This is a genomic window from Actinocorallia lasiicapitis, from assembly GCF_054778695.1.
The window spans coordinates 1-2467 of record NZ_BAAGZI010000589.1; the positions used below are offsets into that span (position 1 = coordinate 1).

Consider the following 2467-nt stretch of genomic DNA (forward strand, 5'->3'; position numbering starts at 1 on the left):
CCGGCCGTCGGCGAGCCGCGCGGCCAGCGAGGCGATCGTCCAGTTCGGCCGGGCGGCCAGCCGTGACGCCGCGATCCGCACCGCCAGCGGCAGCCGCGAGCAGAGCCCGATCACCTCGAGGGTCGCGTGCCGTTCCGCGCGTGTCCTGCGCTGCCCGACGATCGCGGTGAACAGGTCGATCGCCTCCAGCTCGCTGAACGCCTCGAGATCCACCGCGACGGGCGCCGGGGTCCGGACCAGCGGAAGGCGGGTGCGGGAGGTGACGATCACGGTGCTGGGCGGCCCCGGCAGCAGCGGCGCGAGCTGGGCGAGGTCGCGGGCGTTGTCGAGGAGCAGCAGGAGGCGGCGGTCGGCCAGGGCTGCGCGGTAGGGGCCGGTGACGCCGAGGGCACGGAGCAGATCGGCCTGGACGTCGGCCGGGTCGGCGGGGCGCGGGCCCGCACCCCGCAGATCGGCGTAGAGCTGGCCGTCGGGGAACTCGTCGCGGACGAGATGCGCGGCATGGACGGCGAGGACCGTCTTACCGACTCCGCCAGGACCTGAGATCGCGACGACCGCGCCGTCGGGCGCGGTGAGGGCGCGTTCGATCCTGCGGATCACTCCGACGCGTCCGCTGAAGTCGGGGAGGTCGGCGGGGAGCTGCGCGGGGACCCGTTCGCCCCCTCCGTCCGGGGCGGGGCGCGGTGGGGGCTGCGGGGTGCGGAGCGCGGGATCGGCGCGCAGGATCCGGGTGTGGAGCTCACGGAGGTCCTGGCCGGGCGTGGTGCCGAGGTCGGCGGCGAGCAGGGCGGCGCCCGCGGTGAACGCGGCGAGCGCGTCGGCCTGCCGGCCGGAACGGTAGAGGGCCAGCATCAGCAGGGCGCGCAGCGGTTCCCGGTAGGGGTGGCGGGAGACGAGGACGGCGAGCTCGCCGGCGGCGTCACCGGGACGTCCGAGCGCGAGATCCAGTTCCAGCGCCGACTGCCGGATCGTCAGCAGCAGCTCCGCGAGCCTGGCCCGGTGCCGGGCCGCGAACGGTCCGGGGACGCCCGCCAGCGGGGTGCCCTGCCAGAGCGCCGACGCCTCCTCCAGCAGCGGACGGGCGGCGGGCGGCGGCAGATCGGCCGCCTCGGCGAGCAACCTTTCCGCCCGCACGACGTCTACAGAGTGTGGGGGAACGGTCAGGGCGTAGCCGGATCCCTCCGACACCAGCAGGGAACGGTCGGGATCCAGGGCCGCGCGCAGGCGGGAGGCGTAGGTGCGCACCGTGCCGACGGCGCGGGCCGGCGGGTCCGTCCACAGGGCTTCGACCAGTTCGTCGAGGGGGGTGGCGCGGCCCTCGCGGAGCAGCAGCACGGCCAGCAGCGCGCGCTGCTGCGGGGAGCCCAGGGCGAGGTCCCGGCCGTCGCGCTGCGCCCGGACAGCGCCGAGCACGCTGAAGGTCAGGTCCACGCCTGATGGTCCCACGGACCGGTCAGACCTCGCGGAAAAAGGTGTCCAGCGCCAGTTCCCAGTCGGTTCGCTCGAAACCGGTCGTCGGCAGGGTGAAACGGCCGTGGCCGTAGCAGCCGGGGCCGTCGACCTCCAGCAGCAGTTCGGTGGTGCGCGGGTTCGCGACGAACGTGGCCGTCACGGCGCTCATCGCGCGGGCGAACCGGCGCGGCGGCCGGAACAGGAACTCCTGGTAGAACGGCAGTTCCTGGAGGACGCCCTGGATCGTCCCCGCGGCGCAGCGGGCCTCGTCGAACACGAACCCGAGGTTGCGGAGCGCTGCCAGCATCCGCATCTGCACGGGCGCCGGATGCACCACGACCGGCCGCCGCCGCTCCGCCCCGCCGGGGATCCGGGCCACGGCCTCCACCCGGTGCACCTCGCGTCCCCACAGCTCGGTGACCGGCGCCTCCCACGGAACATAGAGGACGAACCCGAACTCCTTGTCCGCCATGCCCGGCACGAACGGCCCGGACAGCCGCCGCTCGCCCTCGGCGTCCGTCTCCAGCCCGATCACCACCGCGCGCGGCTCCCCCACGACCCGCGCGACCCCCGTCACCAGCCCGCCGGGCCTGGCCCCCAGCTCGTCCGTCTCCATCCCCACGGCGGCCCGCCCCCGCCGCCCCAGCACCCCACTGATCCTCATTCCCCCACCCAAGCAACCGCCGATCAACAAAGGATCAACGTGCGGTTTCCCGGCCCGCGTCGGCCAGGTCGTGGAGGATCGCGGCGGCGGGCAGGTCCAGCCGGGTGAAGAGCTCGGCGGCGGTGCGGTAGTGGGCGCGCGCGCCCGTCCTGTCCTCGTGGGCCATGAGGGCTTCGGCCAGGACGGTGTGGGCGATGGCGAGCTGGCTCGGGTCGATCGCACCGGCCAGCGCGGTGACCGCGGAGCGGGCCGCGGAGACGGCGTCGTCGATGAGCCCCGCGCCCAGGCAGGTCTGGGCGAGACGGAGCTGGGCGTAGCCTTCGCCGCCGACGGTGCGGGCCAGGGCGAGCG

The 2467-nt window shown here is 75.2% G+C and carries 3 protein-coding genes; all 3 read right to left on the reverse strand.

All coding sequences use genetic code 11. The features are described from left to right. Nucleotides 1–1431, reverse strand: a 1431-nt coding sequence (locus ACYVE7_RS32555) for an AfsR/SARP family transcriptional regulator (protein ID WP_460370225.1), incomplete at its 3' end; no start/stop codon positions are given. A 22-nt stretch (nt 1432–1453) separates the two neighbouring features. Then, on the reverse strand, nt 1454–2116 hold the full coding sequence (locus tag ACYVE7_RS32560) for a sporulation protein (protein WP_460370227.1): 663 nt from the start codon (nt 2114–2116) through the stop codon (nt 1454–1456). A 34-nt stretch (nt 2117–2150) separates the two neighbouring features. After that, a partial coding sequence (locus tag ACYVE7_RS32565; RefSeq protein WP_460370228.1) for a hypothetical protein occupies nt 2151–2467 on the reverse strand: 317 nt, incomplete at its 5' end.

Bases quoted from the DNA above. Each gene is read 5' to 3' on its own strand.
- ACYVE7_RS32560 (WP_460370227.1), bottom strand. From the start codon at position 2,116: ATGAGGATCAGTGGGGTGCTGGGGCGGCGGGGGCGGGCCGCCGTGGGG.